Source organism: Streptomyces sp. NEAU-YJ-81, assembly GCF_017592595.1.
GTDB lineage: Bacteria > Actinomycetota > Actinomycetes > Streptomycetales > Streptomycetaceae > Streptomyces > Streptomyces hygroscopicus_B.
On record NZ_JAGFNO010000004.1, the window covers coordinates 182,145 to 198,259 of the forward strand.

Here is a 16,115-nt window from a genome sequence, read left to right on the forward strand (position 1 = left end):
GGGTTTCTGGGCGACAACGGCCCCGGCATCGGGGCCCGCTACCACCGGCCGGCCGCAGGCACCTCCATCGACATCGGCTGACGCCGAGCCCGCCCTCAGCCCGGCGATGCCGCGGGCGGCGCGCTGGTGAGTCGTACGCGAAGCTCCATCGGAAGGGATCGAGGTTCGGTGTCGCCGTCGGCGGCCATCAAGGATTCCAGTCGGCGGGCGGCCTGCCTGCCCAGTTCGTCCCGGGCCATCGAGGCCGTGGTGAGGCGGCGCGAACTGGGCAGGTCGTCAACGGAGATGTCATCGCAGCCGATCACCGAGAGGTCTTCGGGGATCCGCAGGCCCGACTCCTCCAACGCAGCCATCGCACCGAATGCCACCAGGTCGTTGTACGCGACCACAGCGCTGACACCGCGGTCCCGCACCGCGTCGGCCGCGTCGTAGCCATGCCGCGCCGTGTGGCCGCACGGGATGACCGTGACGTCGATGCCGAAGGCCGCCGCGGCCTCGAAGGCCCGGATACGTTCCGCATTGGCCCAGGACGCTTCGGGACCGCTCAGATAGGCCACCCGGCGATGGCCGAGCTGGGTGAGGTGACCGCAGACGAGGGTCATCCCTCCGTAGAAATCGGCCGAGACCGAGGGGATGCTCAGCCCGGGGACGATCCGGTTGATCAGCACCACAGGGTGGCCACGGAGAGTCAGTTCGACGAGCGCGGTGCGGTCCATGCGGGGAGAACACAGCAGTACGCCGTCGCAGCAGCGCATCAGGTCCTCGGCGAGCTCGTACTCGCTCGCCGCGTCCTCGTCCGACTCCATCACCATCACCCGACGCCCGTGCCGGCGGGCGACAGCGGAGACGGATTTCAGAACATCCGGAAAGTACGGGTTGGACAGGTCGGGCACGAGCACGCCGATAGCACCGGCCTCGCCGCGCGCCAGGCCCTGGGCAGCGGCATTGGGGCGATAGCCCAGTTCGGCGACCGCGCTGTGCACCCGGCGCGCCAGCTCGGGGTCGACCCGGGCCGTGCCGTTGAGAACACGGGAGACGGTGGCGGCGGACACCCCTGCCGCCGTGCCCACATCGGTGATCGTCACGCGCCGCTGACGCGCTCCCCTCTTCGCCGCGGAACCGCTCGCCACACCGGACCTCTCGGGTGTATCGGGCAGCCCGGCCGAAGGAGATGGTTCCCGCTCTTCGGACGATCCCGGACTTCCCGTCATCTCCGGCACTTTCGGAGTAGCCAACCCAGCCCCCTGCCCTTGTGTCCCGCCAGGGTAGTTCGTCGTTCGGCGCACCAGCGGCGCGTGCCACCCGCGGTCCAGGGCCGCGCGACCGTCCTGGCCCCCGCGTGAAAGCGCTTCCTCAGCTCTTTCCGTACTTCTGTCGAAGGTCGACAACTCGCACAACGTAGCAGGTCAAGAGCACTACAATAGGCGCCACGCCGAGACCCCCGAGAAGAACGTGTGTGAAAACGCTTGCTCACTCCGTCGATGGGCTCTAACGTCATGCGCACTTCAGTCCCGAGGGCCATCAGGGCCGGGACCTGCGACCACAACTTCGCTCGGCAGCGGTTCGCCACAGGGCAGTCCGGCGCCACCAAGGAGTTGAACCACGTGACAACCGAACCCCTCGGCTCCTGCGAGCTCAACGGCACCTTCGCCTACACCTGGGACCTGGTGGGCGACCCTGCGGCGGCCGAACGCTTAGCCTCACTCGGCATGGGCGCAGTGGTCCTGCAAGCCGCCTACCACTCAGTGCGCGCCATGACGCCCTACCATCCCGCCCACCGCATCGTGCATGCCACGCACGCCGCCGCGTACTTCCCGCTCGACCCACACCACTGGCGCGGCGCCCGCCTGAGGCCCTCCGCGCCGGACTGGGCCGTCGACGCTCCGGACCGGTTCGGCACGGCGGCCTCGGCCCTGCGGAGCCAGGGACTGCGGGTGGAAGCCTGGCTGGTGCTCACGCACAGCACGGCGGTGGGAGAGCGCGCACCCGATCTGACCGTGCGCAACGCGTTCGATGAACGATACGGGTATGCCCTGTGCCCGGCGCAGCCCGAAGTGGCGGCGTACGCAATCCAGTTGGTCCGGGCCTTCTGCGCACGCTACGACGCCGCCGAAGTGCCGTCCCTCATGCTGGAGGCGTGCGGATGGCTGGGCTTCGAGCACGGCAGCCGGCATGAGAAGACAGCGGGCGCCGATCTGAGTACAGGCTGCCGGGATCTGCTGTCGATATGCCTGTGCGCCGCGTGCCGCACAGGGATCGAGGCCGCCGGAGCGGACCCCGCCGGTGTCGCACGGGCGGTGCGCCGCACCGTCGACGCGGAGATGCGCGACGGTGTCCGGGCTCCGAGCGCGTTTGCCGAGTCGCTGGGTGAGCAGGCGGCACAGGCTCTGCTGCGTCACCGCCGTTCCGTCATCGAGGAGTTGACGCTACGGATCGCGGATGCGGCGCCCGGCCGGGAGATCCTCCTGATGGCGGACGGCGACCCGCAGACCACCGGCCCCGACAGCGGGCTCGACCTGGGCGACTTCGACGGCCGGGCCACCGCCTTCGTCGTCAAATGCTGGGACGACGAAGCCCGGTCGGTGGCCCGAATCGAGGAGGCGGTGCGCAGCGGCGCACGGCCGGTCATCGCCAATGTGTCCGTGCTGGAGGAGCACCCCGCCCACCTCGCCGGACGGGTGGCGCGGCTGCGAGCCGCCGGTGCTCAGCGGATTCGCTACTACCACGCGGGCCTGGCCTCGCCTGCCCGGCTCCAGGCGCTGCGCGCGGCCAACGCGCAGGAAGAGGTGATAACCATGACGGGAACCACGGCTCGGACAGCAGAGGGAGCAGCATGACCACAGCCACCTTCACCCTGGTCCTGGTCCCCCCGCTGCCGGACGAGACACGGTCCTGGCCCGACAGGCTCGTGGAGGCCGTTCCCGGAATCGAGGTCCTCTGCCCCCAAGGCCCCGAGGACGTCGGTGCCGCGCTGGGCCGCGCCGACGCCGCGTACGGCACGCTCACTCCCGAACTCCTGGGCATGGCAGGGAACTTGCGATGGTTGCAGGCTCCTCAGGCGGGACCTCCTCCCGGCTTCTACCACCCCGCGCTCGTGCGTCATCCGGTGCAGGTGACGAATATGCGGGACACCTACACCGACCATGTGGCGACGCACACGCTGGCGTTGGTCCTGGCTCTGGCGCGGCAACTCCCCCACTACGTGCGCGAGCAGGCCGCCGCCAACTGGGCACCGGACTGGTCGGACGGCGGGGTCCTTCCGCTCGGTGAGGCGCGCGCGCTCGTCGTCGGTACAGGTGCGGTCGGCGCCGAGACGGGGCGGCTGCTCGCCGCGTTCGGAACCCGTGTGGAGGGCGTCGATGCCCGGATCACCGAGGCGCCGCCGGGTTTCGACCGGGTTGTGCCCGCCGATCTCCTGGATCGCGTCCTTCCCCAGGCGGACATCGTGATCCTGACCGTGCCGCACACTCCGCGGACGGAAGGGTTGATGGACGCCGGCCGTATCGCGTTGATGAAACCGGGAGCCTGCCTCATCAACGTCGGCCGCGGTCCCATCGTCCGGCTCGACGACCTGGTCACGGCCTTGGACACGGGGCGTCTGCGGGGCGCCGCCCTCGACGTCATGGAGCAGGAGCCGCTGCCGGCGGACCACCCCCTGTGGCGTCACCCCAGAGCGCTGCTCACCCCCCATGTCGCGGGGGCCGGACCGCATGCCGCGGAGCGCCGGTTCGAGGTGCTCGCGGACAATGCGCGGCGGTTCGCCACCGGACAGCCGTTGATCAACGTAGTGGACAAGTCGCAATGGTTCTGAACGGCATCGGCTGACAGCCTGCCCGCCTGCCCGCCGTGCGCTGATGAGGTCAGCGCTTGAGCGAGGTCCGACATCGGCCTCGCCGCCTCGCTGTGCCTGTTCGCGGCCGTTCGCTGCCGCTGCCGTTCGCCGCCGTTCGCCGCCCCTACGGCCTCATCGCTCCGCCGACCCCAGCGGTCGGCGGTTTCCTCCGGATCCGTCCCTTGACGGATTTGTCATGCCCCCCACACATGAAGGAGCCGCACATGCAGAAGAACTCCAGCGCGCGCAGGACTCCGCGCCGCGCTCTCGTGTTCATCGCCGCACCGGCACTCGCCGCCGGCGCCCTGGCCTCGGTACAGAGTGCGTCGGCCGCTACGGCACACGCCGCCGCCTGCCCCGCACCGGCCGCGGCCATCGGCCTGAGCACCGGCTGGAAGCTCCAGCTACCCACCCCCAACAGCTCCGGCTCGCCCCAGGAGATCAAGCAACCGGCCCTGTCGACGTACGCCAAGGCACCGTGGTTCACGACCACTTCGGGCTGCGACGCGATCCTGATGCGCGCCGCCGTCAACGGCGCCACCACCAGCAATACCGGATACCCGCGGTCGGAGCTGCGCGAGATGACCGCTGATGGGTCGGCGACGACCAGTTGGTCGTCCACGAAGGGCACCCACACCATGGTCGTCGACGAGGCCATCACACATCTCCCCGCGGACAAGCCGCACGTCATGGCCGGGCAGATCCACGACGAGACGAGCGACGTCACCTCGTTCCGCCTCGAAGGGACCAGCCTCTACGTCACCTCCTACAACACCACCCACTACAAGCTGGTGACCTCCAACTACAAGCTGGGCGACCGCTTCGAGGGCAAGTTTGTGGCCCACGACGGAAAGGTCGACGTCTACTACAACGGCACTCTCCAGGCCACCGTCACCGCCAAGTTCGGCAGCGGCTACTTCAAGGCGGGCGACTACACGCAGGCGAACTGCAACAACTCCAAGCCGTGCGGCAACTCGAACTACGGCGAGGTCGCCCTGTACGGGGTCACGGTGAAGCACAGCTGAGCACCATGCCGTGCGGCCGCGGCCAGTAGGAGGATGCCGGCTTCCTACTGGCCGCGGCCCCCGTTCCGGCCGCGCACCTGATGTGGGACCCGCCGCACAGGCGGGTCCCACACGCATGTTCCCCACCTCGTGCGCCTCCGGTACTCCTCGGGTCGCGAGGGCCCGCCATGCCCCGCCTCGCCACGTCCCACCCGACTTCACCCCATCCTATGTGACGGACGTCACAGTATGCGGGAGCCTTGTCTTCAGGTCATCATATGACCCGATCGCCGCCCAGGCTGGAGGCCGATTACGCCTTCGGCCAGCACAGCAGGGCGGCGGCGCTCCCCCATAGAACACGGCAAGGACGAGGAGGGGCATGAGCGACCAGGACAGGCCGGCACAGCCGCGCGTGGGCGTGGTGGGGCTCGGGGCCATGGGACTCGGCATGGCTCGCAGCCTGCGGAAGGCGGGCTACGAGGTCGGAGTCCACGATCTGCGACCGGAGGTGGCCGAGGGCTTCGCCCGCGACGGCGGGACGGCGTTCGCCTCCCCCGGCGACCTGGCGGCCGCGGTGGACGTCGTGGTCGGTGTCGTGGTCAACGCGGCGCAGGTCGAATCGGTGCTGTTCGGTGCCGACGGGGCCGCCGCCCGGCTCCGCCCGGGGGCCGTCTTCGTGATGTGCTCCACGGTCGACCCGGGCTGGTCCGCGGAGCTCGGTGGACGGCTGGCCGAGCAGGGGGTGCTCTACCTGGACGCCCCCATCTCCGGTGGTGCCGCGCGCGCCGCCGCCGGAGAGCTGACCATGATGACGTCGGGCTCCGCCGCGGCGTACGCGGTCGCCGACCCGGTACTCGAGGCCATGAGCGCCACGGTCTACCGCCTGGGTGAGCAGGCCGGTCTCGGCTCCAAGGTCAAGATCGTGAACCAGTTGCTCGCGGGTGTGCACATCGCCGCGGCGGCCGAGGCGATGGCGCTGGGCCTGAAGGCCGGTGTTCCGGCCGAGGCGCTCTACGAGGTCATCACGCACAGCGCCGGCAACTCGTGGATGTTCGAGAACCGGATGGCGCATGTGCTTGCCGGTGACTACACGGCCCTCTCCGCGGTCGACATCTTCGTCAAGGACCTGGGGCTCGTCCTCGATTCCGCCCGGCCGGAGCGGTTCCCGCTCCCCCTGGCGGCCACGGCTCACCAGATGTTCCTGCAAGCGTCGGCGTCGGGCCTGGGTGCCGAGGACGACAGCGCGGTCATCAAGATCTTCCCCGGGATCGACCTGCCGCAGCCGATGGGGGCCTGAGATGGGAATCCGACTCGGCTGCATCGCCGACGACTTCACCGGGGCCACGGACCTGGCCAACAACCTGGTGCGCGCGGGCATGCGCGTGGTCCAGCTGATCGATGTGCCGCCTGCCGGTGCCGAGGAGCCGGTGGACGCGGACGCCGTGGTCGTCGCGCTCAAGTCGCGGACGGTTCCGGCCGCCGACGCCGTCGAGGCATCGCTGCGGGCCCTCGCCTGGCTGCGGTCCGCGGGCGCCGAGCAGATCTACTTCAAGTACTGCTCCACCTTCGACTCGACGCCTGACGGCAACATCGGGCCGGTCACCGAGGCCCTGATGGACGCACTCGGCACCGACTTCACGATCGCGACGCCCGCGTTCCCCGACAACGGGCGCACGGTCTTCAAGGGTCATCTCTTCGTCGGCGACGTGCTGCTCAGCGAGAGCGGTATGCGCCATCACCCGCTCACCCCGATGACCGACCCCAATCTCGTTTCGGTCCTGGGTGCGCAGACCACCCGGGCGGTCGGCCTGATCGACCACACGGTCGTCGGCCGCGATGCCGATGCGGTCCGGGCCCGGATCGACGATCTGCGCGAGCAGGGCGCCGGGATCGCCATCGCCGACGCCGTCTCCAACGAGGACCTGGTGCGTCTCGGCGCGGCGGTCCAGGGGATGCCCCTGGTGACCGCCGGTTCGGGCCTGGCCATCGGGCTGCCCGCGAACTGGGGGTTCACGCCGTCCCACGCCGCCCCACAGCTACCACCGCCCGGCGGCCACCGGGCCGTCATCTCCGGATCGGTCTCCACCGCCACCAACCGCCAGGTCCTGGAGTTCCTGCGCGCCGGCCGGCCCGCGTTCAGCGTGGATCCGCTGCGTATCGCGGCCGGTGAGGACGTGTCCAGCCAGGCTCTTGCCTTCGCCGGATCCCATCTGGCCGACGGTCCAGTCCTCTTCTACTCCACCGAGACACCCGAAGCGGTCCGCACCGTCCAGAGCAAGCTCGGCGCCGCCGAGGCGGGTGAACTGGTGGAGCGGACCCTCGCCCGGGTGGCCCAGGGCCTCGTGGAACGGGGTGTCCGCCGACTCGTCGTCGCGGGCGGCGAGACCTCGGGAGCGGTCGTCCGGGCGCTCGGCATCACCGGGCTGCGGATCGGGCCGCAGATCGATCCCGGTGTGCCATGGTGCGCGGCGCCGCTTCCCGGCGGCGACACGCTCCACATCACGCTGAAGTCCGGCAACTTCGGTGGCCCCGCGTTCTTCACCGACTCGTTCGCCCTGCTCGACCGGGAGGTCTCATGACCGAGTTCCTCGACGCCACCGTGGACGAGGTGCGCGACGAGGTCGTCCGGGTGGGCACGAGCCTGTTCAACAGGGGCTATGTGCACGCCAGCGCCGGGAACATCAGCGCCAGGGTCGGCGACGGCCATCTGATCACACCCACCGACGCCGCCCTGGGTTTCCTCGAGCGCGACCGCCTCGCGCTGGTCGACGCCCAGGGTGAGCAGATCGCGGGCGACCGCGCGAGCAAGACCCTGACGCTCCATCGACGCATCTACGCGGCCGACCCCACGGCCCGATTCGTCATCCACACCCACTCCACCCACCTGGTCGCGCTCACCTTGGCCGGTGTGTGGAGCCAGGACGACGTGCTCCCGCCCATCACGCCCTACTTCGTGATGAAGGTCGGGCACGTCCCGCTCATCCCCTACCACCGGCCCGGCGACCCGCACGTGGCCGACCTGGTGACCGTCCGGATCGCCGACCGCCAGGCGAGCCACACGCCGATCAGGGCCGTCCTGCTCGACCGGCTCGGCCCCGTGGTCTGGGGCCCGGACGCGGCCGCAGCCCTCGCCGTCCTCGAAGAACTCGAGGAGACGGCACGCCTCTGGCTCCTGACCGACCGTCGACCGGAGCCGCTCACCACCGACGCCATCGACGAACTGAGGGCCACGTTCGGCGCCGCTTGGTGACCTGTTTCTCCCCTCCCCTTTCTCCCCTCCCCGTTCGCAGAATCCCCTGAGCCGCACAAAGGATTCGTCATGCCCATACCCGCAGTGGCGACCGAGACCCCCGCGCTCGCCCGCGAGAACACGGTCTACCGCAAGGTCGTACGCCGCATCGTCCCCTTCCTCATCCTCTGCTACGTGGCCTCCTACCTGGACCGGGTCAACGTCGGCTTCGCGAAGCTGCAGATGTCCGACGACCTCGGGTTCAGCGAGGCGGCGTACGGCCTGGGGGCGGGCCTGTTCTTCATCGGCTACTTCATCCTGGAGGTCCCCTCCAACCTGATGCTGCAACGCGTCGGGGCCCGCACCTGGATCGCCCGCATCATGATCAGCTGGGGCCTGGTCTCGGCGGCGTTCATGTTCGTCACCAACGAGGCGACGTTCTACGTCCTGAGGTTCCTGCTCGGTGCCGCGGAGGCGGGGTTCTATCCGGGAGTGGTCCTCTACTGCACCTACTGGTTCCCCTCGTACCGCCGGGCCCGGGTGATCGCGATGTTCATGTCGGCGATCCCGGTGGCGGGCATCTTCGGCAATCCGCTCTCCGGCTGGATCATGGACCACTTCCAGGGCGTGAACGGCTGGCAGGGCTGGCAGTGGATGTTCCTGCTGGAGGCCATCCCCGCGCTCCTCGTCGGTGTCGTCACCCTCTTCTACCTGGACGACGACGTGCGCGCCGCGAAGTGGCTGACCGATGAGGAGAAGTCCGTCGTCGAGCGGGCGGTCGCCGACGACACCACGCACCGTACGGTGGACGGCCGGGTCTGGGACGCCTTCCGCGAGCCCAGGGTGTGGCTGATGTGCCTCATCTACTTCTGCTTCGTGATGGGCCAGTACGCCCTGACCTTCTGGATGCCCTCGTTCGTCGAGTCCACCGGCATCGAGGGCAACTTCGCGATCGGCGTGCTCAGCGCCGTGCCGTTCCTGGCCGCGCTCGTCGCGATGAACCTGTTCGGCCGCTCGGCGGACAAACGCCGCGAGCGCCGCTGGCACCTGGTCATCCCGAGCCTCATGGGCGCCGTCGGATTCTCGCTGTCCGCCGTCTGGAACGGCTCGACCGCGCTGTCCCTGACCGCGCTGTCCATCGCCGCGGCCGGGGTGCTGACCTGCGCTCCGCTGTTCTGGTCGCTCCCCACCGCGTTCCTGAGCGGCACCGCCGCCGCGGCGGGCCTTGCCATGATCAACTCGGTGGGCAACCTCGCCGGCTTCGTCAGCCCCTACATGATCGGCGCGCTCAAGGACGCCACCGGCTCGGCGTCGATCCCGATGCATGTCCTGGCGCTCAGCCTCGTCGTCGGCGCCGCCGCGGTGCTCACCACCAAGAAGGACATCGTCAACCGCTGACCGGGACGCTCCCGGCCCGAACGCAGGAGCCAGCATGCCGAGGTTCGCCGCGAACCTGTCCATGATGTACACCGAACACGACTTCCTCGACCGCTTCGCCGCGGCGTCGGCGGACGGCTTCGAGGCCGTCGAGTACCTCTTCCCGTACGCGTACGACGCCACCGAGCTCCGCCACCGACTCGACGACCACGGCCTGAGGCAGGTGCTCTTCAACGCACCTCCCGGCGCGTGGGAGTCCGGCGAGCGCGGGCTCGCGGCGCTGCCAGGACGCGAGGCGGAGGTGCGCTCCGGGATCGAGCGGGCTCTGGAGTACGCGGCGGAGCTCGGCTGCCCACGGGTGCACATGATGGCCGGGCTGGTGGGGCCCGCACAGGACCCGGCCGAGCACCGCGACACCTACCTGGCCAACCTCGCCTGGGCCGCGGAGCGGGCCGCCGCGGCGGGCGTCGACATCCTGATCGAACCGATCAACGGCCGTGATATGCCCGGCTACTTCCTGAGCCGGCAGTCCGAAGCGCACGCCGTGGTACGGGAGGTGGGAGCCCCGAACCTCAAAGTGCAGCTCGACCTGTACCACTGCCAGATCGTCGAGGGCGACCTCACCACGACCCTGCGCCGCGACCTGCCCACCGGCCGGGTCGGCCATCTGCAGATCGCGGGCGTGCCCGATCGCCATGAGCCCGATCGGGGCGAACTCGACATCCACCATCTGTTCGGCGTCATCGACGACCTGGGCTTCGACGGGTGGATCGGCTGCGAGTACAACCCCCGCGCCGGTACGAGCGAGGGGCTCGGCTGGCGAGACGACTACCGAGGAGACAACGCATGAGGATCGTCATCACGGGTGGCTTCGGCTTCCTGGGACAGCGGGTCGCCGCCGCATTGCTCACGACACGGACGTTCCGCGGTGCGCCGATCGACCGGCTGGTGCTCGCCGACCGCGTCGTGCCGTCCGGTTCGGCAGTGACGGACCCCCTCGTGGACGTCGTACGGGGCGACCTGGTCGACCGGCTCGACGAGGTGTTCGCGGAGCCGGTGGATGTGCTGATCCACCTCGCCTCCGCGGTCTCGGCCGAGTGCGAGGCCGACTTCGACCTCGGCATGAGCGCCAATGTGGACACGACCCGTGCGCTGCTCGAAGCCGCGCGGGCCCAGTCGGCCGCCGGGGGGCCGACGCCGCAGGTGGTGTTCTCCAGCAGCGTCGCCGTCTACGGCTCCGACCCCGCGCTGCCGCTGCCGCCGGTCGTCAGCGAGTCGACCCTGCCCACACCGCGGTCGAGCTACGGGATCCAGAAACTCGTCTGCGAGCAGCTCATCGCGGACTACACCCGCCGCGGCTTCCTCGACGGGCGCGTCGCCCGCCTGATGACCGTGTCGGTACGGCCGGGCAAGCCCAACGCGGCCGCCTCCGGCTTCCTGTCCGGCATCATCCGCGAACCGCTCGCGGGCCTCCCGGCGACCTGCCCGGTCCGCCCCGAGCTGAAGGTGGCCCTGGCCTCGCCACGGCGCACCGTCGAGGGCATCCTGCGTGTCGCGGAGGCCGAGCGCGGCGCCGGCCCGGGCCTCCTCGACGGCGGGGTTCCGGTCAACCTTCCGGCGCTCACGGTCTCGGTCGCCGACATGCTGAGCACTCTGCGGCAGGTGGCCGGCGACGCCGTCGCCGACCTGGTGACGATCGCGCCCGATCCCGGCGTCGAGGCTCTCGTGGGCTCGTGGCCCCCCGCGTTCGACAACACACGCGCCGCCGCGCTCGGACTGGCACCCGACCCGGACTTCGCCTCGGTGGTGCGCGACTACCTCGAAGACCACGCCGACGCGGTCGTGGACGGTGCGCACCCTTGGCGGCCGGGGCGACCGTGACGGTGCCGATAAACTGAAGACCATGTTCTCCAAGGTGAGCGGTCCCGTGCGGCTCGCGGATCGGGTCGCGGCGATACTCTCGGAAGAGATCGAGTCCGGGCGGCTGGCCGAGGGCGACAAGCTCCCGACCGAGGTGGCGCTGGTCAAGCAGCTGGGCGTCAGCCGCACCGTCGTACGCGAGGCCGTCTCCAGGCTCCGCAACGCGGGCCTGGTCGAACCCCGTCAGGGGCTCGGTGTGTTCGTGATGCCGCGGCGCACCCGGCCGCTCGACCTGGAGGCCGAGACCGCCGAGGACACCAAGTCCAAGGTGCGGCAGATCGTGGAGGTGCGCCGCCCCATCGAGGGCGAGGCGGCGTACCTCGCGGCCACCCGGGCCACTCCGGCCGGCCTCGCCCGGATGCGTCAGGCCCTGGAGGCCATCGACGCGGCGGTGGCGGCCGGGGGCGACGGCGTGGACGAGGATCTCGCCTTCCACCGGTCCATCGCCGAATCGACCGGGAATCCGGTGATGCTCTCGACGCTGCGCTACCTCGGCGAGGTGCTGCGCAGCGGAATCCGTGTCACGCGTGCGAACGAGGCGCGGCGCGGCGACTTTCTCGAAGCGGTCCGGCACGAACACCACGCCATCCTGGCCGCCATCGAGGCCCGCGACGCCGAGGCGGCACGCGACGCGGCACTGCTCCACCTGAGGCACGCGGCGTCCCGGCTGCAGGACGCGGACGAGGGGTTCTGGACCGAGGCGGAGAGCCTCGAGGTGGATCTCGACGCCGCTCCCTGAGGCGCGCCCTTGAGGCCCGTCCCTCATCCCTGAGGCTCGAGGTGCAGTGCGGGTCGCTCATCGGCTCGGTGGTGGCGTGGTGGGCTCGGCGGGTCCGTCGGCCGCGGCTCGTGCGTAGCGGCGGGCCAGGTGGGCGAAGGCGTCCTTGAGCTCCCGCGGCCCGATGACCTCGATGTCGGCGTCGAACCTGCCGATACTGGCGGCCAGTCCGGGCCATGACCACGCGCCCAGGACGAGCCGGCAGCGGTCCGGGCCGAGCTCTTCGACGACTCCGTCCCGGGTGTAGGTGGACACGACGGAGGCGGGGAGGTCGAGGATGACCTCCCCGTGGCAGGGCCAGCCGCCGGTGCCGTCGGAGCCCTTGAATCTGCCGGCGACGAAGGCGGCCACATCCCCTCCGGGCAGTTCGCGCGGGGTGAAGCGGGGCCCCGTGGGGGTGCGCGGGGTGATCCGGTCGACGCGGAAGGTGCGCCAGTCGTCGCGGTCGAGGTCCCAGGCGACGAGATACCAGCGCCCGCCCCGGGTGACGAGGTGGTGCGGCTGCACCCGGCGCGGCGCGGTCGCGGCGGGGTCGGCGTGGGCGGCGGTTCCCGGTGGGGAGACGGGGACGTAGTCGAAGCGCAGCACCTCGCGGGCGCGGACGGCCGCACTGAGGGTCAGGAGAACGTCCGGGGCGACCTGCGGATGCGGCCGGGTCCCCGCGTCGTCGACGGCGGTGACCTGGAGGGCGTCGACGCGATGGCGCAGCCGTGCGGGCATGACCTGCCGGACGGTGCTCAGGGCACGCACCGCCGCCTCCTCGATTCCCGCCCCGGTGACGGCGGCGGTCTGAAGCGCCACGGCCAGGGCCACGGCCTGGTCGTCGTCGAACAGCAGCGGCGGCAGTTCCATGCCGGCGCCGAGCCGGTAGCCCCCGTCGGGGCCCTTGATGGCCGCGATGGGATAGCCGAGCTCGCGCAGGCGGTCGACATCGCGGCGCACGGTGCGCGGGCTGACCTCCAGCCGCTCGGCCAGCAACTGCCCCGGCCAGTCCCGGCGTGCCTGCAGCAGGGAGAGCAGTGACAGCAGTCGCGCTGATGTCTTCGGCATGACATCCATTCTGCCCCGAGAAGCGGCCACAACCTGTCCTCTACCCCTGCGACCGTTGTCTCTGTCAGACAACGAGAACGACAGAAGGACCCCATCACCGTGACCGTCACCACCACACCCCCCACCACGCTCGACGGCGAGCGGGCCGATCTGCTCGCCGAGCTCGCCGCCGCACGATCCGCCCTGACCACCACGGTGCGCGGGCTCGGCGGCGAGCAGGCCGGCGAGCGCCCGACGGCCAGCGCACTGTGCCTGGGCGGGCTGATCAAGCACGTCGCGGCCATCGAGGAAGGATGGCTGCGCTTCGTACTCGAAGGCCCTTCGGCGCTCCGTTACGACCTGCCCGACGGTGTCACCTGGGCCGACCTCGCGGCCGGTACGGCACGTGAGATCCCGCAGTGGGCGATCGACAACCAGAACAACTTCCAGATGCTGCCCGGCGAGACGCTGGCCGGGATTCTCCAGCGCTATGAGCAGGTCGCTGCCCGGAGCGAGGAGATCATCACCGCCGTCCCCGACCTGTCGGCGACACACCCGCTGCCTGAGGCGCCCTGGAACGAGCCGGGAGCGGCGCACAGCGTGCGCCGGGTGCTGATGCATGTCATCGCCGAGACCGCCCAGCACGCCGGGCACGCGGACATCATCCGCGAGTCGCTAGACGGGCAGAAGTCCAGCTGACCGCTGCCGGATCTCCCCCGGAGCCGCGGGGGGGGCGCCCCGCCCCCCCCCGCGCGCCCCCCCCCACACCCCCCGAACCGAAGGGAACGGCGCGACCGTGAAGACGCGTGAGCTGGGGAGGACCGGTATTCAGGTCAGCCCCTACTGTCTGGGCACGATGATGTTCGGCCAGGTGGGCAACCCCGATCCCGACGACTGTGTCCGGATCATCCATCGGGCGCTGGACTCGGGCATCAACTTCGTCGACACCGCCGATGTGTACGGACCCCACGGGGTGTCCGAGGACATCGTGGGCAAGGCCCTGAAGGGCCGACGCGACGACATCGTGCTGGCCACCAAGGTCAACGGCGCGATGGGTGAGGACCCCAACCGTGGCGGCAGCTCCCGACGCTGGATCGTCACCGAGGTCGAGCACTCGCTGCGCCGCCTGCGGACCGACCACATCGACCTCTACCAGATACACCATCCCGACCCGCGCACCGACATCGAGGAGACGCTCTCCGCCCTGACCGACCTGGTGCGCAGCGGCAAGGTGCGCGCGATCGGCTCCTCCAACCTCCCGGCGTCGGAGATCGTCGAGGCACAGTGGGTCGCCGACCGGCGCGGACTGCAGCGCTTCCGCACCGAGCAGCCCACGTACTCCCTCCTCAACCGCGGCATCGAGCGCGAGATCCTGCCCGTCTGCCAGCGGTACGGCATGGGCACGCTGGTGTGGAGCCCGCTGGCGATGGGCCTGCTCACCGGCCGCTACCGCAAGGGCGGGCCCCCGGTGCGGAACGCGCGGATGAACTGGGTGCCCCGGCATCTGACCGACGAGCGCAAACTCGACGCCGTCGAGCGGCTCATCCCACTGGCCGAGGAGGCCGGCCTGTCGCTGACCCACCTGGCGATGGCCTTCGCCATCACCCACCCCGGCGTCACCTCGGCCATCATCGGGCCGCGCACCATGGAGCACCTCGATGATCTCCTGGCCGGGGCCACGGTCACCCTCGACGACGAGGTGCTCAACCGGATCGACCAGATCGTGGCGCCCGGAACCGACATCGGCCCGCTCGATGTGTCCTACACCCCGCCGGCCGTCGAACGCGCGGCACTGCGGCGGCGACCGGCCGACGAGCGCGCCGCGGTGACGCGATGACCGTTCTCGGCAACCGGGCCCTGGGCCGCGCGACGCTCGCCCGCCAGCTGCTGCTCGATCGCGCCGGCGTACCGGTCCTCGGCGCCGTCGCGCACCTGTGCGGCATGCAGGCGCAGGAGCCGCAGGAGCCGTTCATCGGGCTCTGGTCGCGGTTGCGCGCGTTCGACCCGGCGGTCCTCTCGAACCTGCTGAGCGGGCGCAGCCTGGTGCGGAGCCACCTCATGCGCCGCACCGTCCATCTCCTCACCGCCGACGACACCCTGGCCTGGCGGGCCCGCCACGAGACCATGCTGCGCCAGCGGGTGCTCGGGACCTACCGCCGTGAACTCGAGGGGATAGACCTCGACGAACTGGCCGCCGCGGGCCGGGCGGTGATGGCCGACGGCGAGCCCCGCTCGATGGCCGAACTGGTGGGGGCGCTCGCCGCGCGCTGGCCGGGCCCGGCGCCGCGGGCACTGGGCGAAATGCTGATCGCCGCCCTCGTCCCGGTGGCCCAGACGCCACCCCGCGGGCTGTGGCGCACCAAGGCAGGGGTGCGCAACGTCCTGCTCTCCTCCTGGCTGGGCCGACAGCCGGACCCGCCCTCCCCCGATGGCTCCGACCCGGCCGGTCAGGCGCTGGTACGGCGCTATCTGGCCGCCTTCGGCCCCGCGGCCTCAGCCGATCTGCGCGCCTGGTGCGGCCTCGCCGGACTCCCGGCCGCGGTCTCCGCGATACGGGAGGAACTGGTCAGCTTCCGCGATGAACGCGGCCGCGAGGTATTGGACCTCCCCGGCGCGCCACGTCCGGACCCCGACACACCCGCGCCGGTGCGGTTCTTGCCCGCGTTCGACAACGCGATCCTCGGGTACCACGACCGTGGCCGGATCATCGACGATGCCCACCGGGGCCTTTCGGTCGCCGGTGAGCGTGTGGTGCTGGTGGACGGCAGAGTCGCCGCGACCTGGAACGTCGACACCGGCACCGTGGTTGTCACCCCGCTGGGCCGCCTGCCCCAAGCCGACCGCACCGCCGTCGCCGAGGAGGGGCGGGAACTGGCGGCGTTCCTCTCCGACGGCGAAAGCCACCGCGTGCGCGTCTCTCCACCCTGAACGGTTCCCTACGTCTGG

15 protein-coding genes are annotated in these 16,115 nt (G+C 70.8%); 13 read left to right on the forward strand and 2 right to left on the reverse strand.

Annotation, left to right across the window (positions count from 1 at the left end):
* Positions 1-95: 95 nt before the first annotated feature.
* Complete coding sequence (locus J5X86_RS12030; protein ID WP_308124518.1) at positions 96-1,085, reverse strand: LacI family DNA-binding transcriptional regulator; 990 nt, start codon at positions 1,083-1,085, stop codon at positions 96-98.
* Between the two features lie 519 nt (positions 1,086-1,604).
* Between J5X86_RS12030 and J5X86_RS12035 the strand changes: the two genes are divergently transcribed.
* From J5X86_RS12035 to J5X86_RS12080, 10 genes are all read left to right on the forward strand, one after another.
* Entirely contained in the window at positions 1,605-2,837 is a 1,233-nt protein-coding gene (locus J5X86_RS12035) for a hypothetical protein (protein WP_308124519.1), read from the forward strand.
* A complete protein-coding gene (locus J5X86_RS12040) occupies positions 2,834-3,811 on the forward strand; it encodes a D-2-hydroxyacid dehydrogenase (RefSeq protein WP_208516733.1) in 978 nt (325 codons plus the stop codon). The genes J5X86_RS12035 and J5X86_RS12040 overlap by 4 nt, the downstream gene beginning before the upstream one ends.
* A gap of 245 nt (positions 3,812-4,056) precedes the next feature.
* Positions 4,057-4,857 (forward strand): polysaccharide lyase family 7 protein, encoded by an 801-nt coding sequence (locus J5X86_RS12045; protein WP_208516734.1) that lies wholly within the window; start codon positions 4,057-4,059, stop codon positions 4,855-4,857.
* Between the two features lie 358 nt (positions 4,858-5,215).
* Positions 5,216-6,133, forward strand: coding sequence for an L-threonate dehydrogenase (gene ltnD / locus J5X86_RS12050; protein ID WP_208516735.1), 918 nt, complete (start codon positions 5,216-5,218; stop codon positions 6,131-6,133).
* A 1-nt stretch (position 6,134) separates the two neighbouring features.
* Entirely contained in the window at positions 6,135-7,415 is a 1,281-nt protein-coding gene (otnK, locus tag J5X86_RS12055) for a 3-oxo-tetronate kinase (RefSeq protein ID WP_208516736.1), read from the forward strand.
* Positions 7,412-8,086 carry an aldolase gene (locus J5X86_RS12060; RefSeq protein ID WP_208516737.1) on the forward strand — a complete coding sequence of 225 codons (675 nt, stop codon included), beginning with the start codon at positions 7,412-7,414 and terminating at the stop codon, positions 8,084-8,086. The genes otnK and J5X86_RS12060 overlap by 4 nt, the downstream gene beginning before the upstream one ends.
* Before the next feature lie 69 nt (positions 8,087-8,155).
* Positions 8,156-9,463, forward strand: a complete 1,308-nt coding sequence (locus J5X86_RS12065; RefSeq protein WP_208516738.1) for an MFS transporter — start codon at positions 8,156-8,158, stop codon at positions 9,461-9,463.
* A 34-nt stretch (positions 9,464-9,497) separates the two neighbouring features.
* The gene (gene otnI, locus J5X86_RS12070; RefSeq protein WP_208516739.1) at positions 9,498-10,292 is read left to right on the forward strand and encodes a 2-oxo-tetronate isomerase; all 795 of its coding nucleotides are present in this window, start codon (positions 9,498-9,500) and stop codon (positions 10,290-10,292) included.
* Positions 10,289-11,323: a D-erythronate dehydrogenase gene (gene denD / locus J5X86_RS12075; RefSeq protein ID WP_208516740.1), complete on the forward strand. Its 1,035-nt coding sequence runs from the start codon at positions 10,289-10,291 to the stop codon at positions 11,321-11,323. The genes otnI and denD overlap by 4 nt, the downstream gene beginning before the upstream one ends.
* 22 nt (positions 11,324-11,345) lie before the next feature.
* Positions 11,346-12,101, forward strand: coding sequence for a FadR/GntR family transcriptional regulator (locus J5X86_RS12080; protein ID WP_208516741.1), 756 nt, complete (start codon positions 11,346-11,348; stop codon positions 12,099-12,101).
* A 57-nt stretch (positions 12,102-12,158) separates the two neighbouring features.
* On the opposite strand, the gene J5X86_RS12085 is transcribed toward J5X86_RS12080, so the two are convergent.
* Positions 12,159-13,190 (reverse strand): YafY family protein, encoded by a 1,032-nt coding sequence (locus J5X86_RS12085; RefSeq protein WP_208516742.1) that lies wholly within the window; start codon positions 13,188-13,190, stop codon positions 12,159-12,161.
* A gap of 99 nt (positions 13,191-13,289) precedes the next feature.
* On the opposite strand from J5X86_RS12085, the gene J5X86_RS12090 reads away from it, so the two are divergent.
* From J5X86_RS12090 to J5X86_RS12100, 3 genes are all read left to right on the forward strand, one after another.
* Positions 13,290-13,868 (forward strand): DinB family protein, encoded by a 579-nt coding sequence (locus tag J5X86_RS12090; protein WP_208516743.1) that lies wholly within the window; start codon positions 13,290-13,292, stop codon positions 13,866-13,868.
* 97 nt (positions 13,869-13,965) lie between these two features.
* Positions 13,966-15,006 (forward strand): aldo/keto reductase, encoded by a 1,041-nt coding sequence (locus J5X86_RS12095; protein ID WP_208516744.1) that lies wholly within the window; start codon positions 13,966-13,968, stop codon positions 15,004-15,006.
* Positions 15,003-16,097 (forward strand): winged helix DNA-binding domain-containing protein, encoded by a 1,095-nt coding sequence (locus J5X86_RS12100; protein WP_208516745.1) that lies wholly within the window; start codon positions 15,003-15,005, stop codon positions 16,095-16,097. The genes J5X86_RS12095 and J5X86_RS12100 overlap by 4 nt, the downstream gene beginning before the upstream one ends.
* Positions 16,098-16,115 lie beyond the last annotated feature (18 nt).

Bases quoted from the DNA above. Each gene is read 5' to 3' on its own strand.
- J5X86_RS12040 (WP_208516733.1), top strand. From the start codon at position 2,834: ATGACCACAGCCACCTTCACCCTGGTCCTGGTCCCCCCGCTGCCGGAC.
- J5X86_RS12045 (WP_208516734.1), top strand. From the start codon at position 4,057: ATGCAGAAGAACTCCAGCGCGCGCAGGACTCCGCGCCGCGCTCTCGTG.
- ltnD (WP_208516735.1), top strand. From the start codon at position 5,216: ATGAGCGACCAGGACAGGCCGGCACAGCCGCGCGTGGGCGTGGTGGGG.
- otnK (WP_208516736.1), top strand. From the start codon at position 6,135: ATGGGAATCCGACTCGGCTGCATCGCCGACGACTTCACCGGGGCCACG.
- J5X86_RS12060 (WP_208516737.1), top strand. From the start codon at position 7,412: ATGACCGAGTTCCTCGACGCCACCGTGGACGAGGTGCGCGACGAGGTC.
- J5X86_RS12065 (WP_208516738.1), top strand. From the start codon at position 8,156: ATGCCCATACCCGCAGTGGCGACCGAGACCCCCGCGCTCGCCCGCGAG.
- otnI (WP_208516739.1), top strand. From the start codon at position 9,498: ATGCCGAGGTTCGCCGCGAACCTGTCCATGATGTACACCGAACACGAC.
- denD (WP_208516740.1), top strand. From the start codon at position 10,289: ATGAGGATCGTCATCACGGGTGGCTTCGGCTTCCTGGGACAGCGGGTC.
- J5X86_RS12080 (WP_208516741.1), top strand. From the start codon at position 11,346: ATGTTCTCCAAGGTGAGCGGTCCCGTGCGGCTCGCGGATCGGGTCGCG.
- J5X86_RS12085 (WP_208516742.1), bottom strand. From the start codon at position 13,190: ATGCCGAAGACATCAGCGCGACTGCTGTCACTGCTCTCCCTGCTGCAG.
- J5X86_RS12100 (WP_208516745.1), top strand. From the start codon at position 15,003: ATGACCGTTCTCGGCAACCGGGCCCTGGGCCGCGCGACGCTCGCCCGC.